General features: G+C 34.2%; 3 protein-coding genes. 1 reads left to right on the plus strand and 2 read right to left on the minus strand.

What is annotated here, in order from left to right; genetic code table 11:
• Positions 1-12 precede the first annotated feature (12 nt).
• On the minus strand, positions 13-258 hold the full coding sequence (locus FC85_RS15500; RefSeq protein WP_191979339.1) for an FRG domain-containing protein: 246 nt from the start codon (positions 256-258) through the stop codon (positions 13-15).
• 10 nt (positions 259-268) lie between these two features.
• On the minus strand, positions 269-451 hold the full coding sequence (locus FC85_RS05095; RefSeq protein ID WP_057864476.1) for a hypothetical protein: 183 nt from the start codon (positions 449-451) through the stop codon (positions 269-271).
• 301 nt (positions 452-752) lie between these two features.
• On the opposite strand from FC85_RS05095, the gene FC85_RS05100 reads away from it, so the two are divergent.
• On the plus strand, positions 753-812 hold a 60-nt coding region (locus FC85_RS05100), incomplete at its 3' end, for a putative holin-like toxin (protein ID WP_235807824.1).

Genomic DNA, 812 nt, shown 5'->3' on the forward strand with positions numbered 1-812 from the left:
ACTAGACCACTTCTAAGAATAGATTCTTAGTGTTGCACTTGATTTGACAATTGAGGCAGTATTTTTATTAGTACTTCCATCGCTTCTCTCTACAGCGAAATACAAAGCTACTAAGGGATTACTTGTTAAATCTAATAATCGGGTAGGTAGTTGATGATGTTGCATTAATGCCAGGCAATCAAAGTTATTTTTGCAGTCACCAAATAATTCTGGATATTTGGTGATGAAGTCATTTATTAGCTTATCTTCATTCTTCAAATAATTTTCATTACGAATTACTAGGAAGAGTATTAGGAAAATCCTGGTTTTGACCTCTATAATAAATGTTCATTTGTTTTTCTGAATTAGGTTGCTTCAGTTTGCTCTCTTGGATTAAATGAATCTTCCCCACTTTGTTAATATAATCACTCAAACTCATAACTTGCTCTATAGCTTCTATTGTATCACTCATAGTTTAGTTCCTTCTTATCTTGTTATTTTTATCAGAAACCACTACTTGGATTTTTAGTTCGTATTATCACTGTCCTTTATCACCTTTATCTATCTTACATCTATAATATAGCAATCTCACCAGCTCTTTGATTTTAGACGTGGATAAGCTGCTAGTCTGCTTGTATAATAGTATTTTGTAGAGAAGTTAAGGCGGTAGCTATTTCCAATCGGAGGTGGTGCTTATGGTGTTAAACCTTTAAATCCCATAAATCCTAACGAAAGGAGTAGCCCAAGTGTCCGTTGCGGACGCTTTACAATTAATGTTGGCTTTCGGTACTTTTATCGTGGCCTTAATCGCATTAATTGTTGAGCTGATCAAA

The sequence above is a fragment of the Lentilactobacillus diolivorans DSM 14421 genome (assembly GCF_001434255.1).
In the GTDB taxonomy this organism is placed as follows: domain Bacteria; phylum Bacillota; class Bacilli; order Lactobacillales; family Lactobacillaceae; genus Lentilactobacillus; species Lentilactobacillus diolivorans.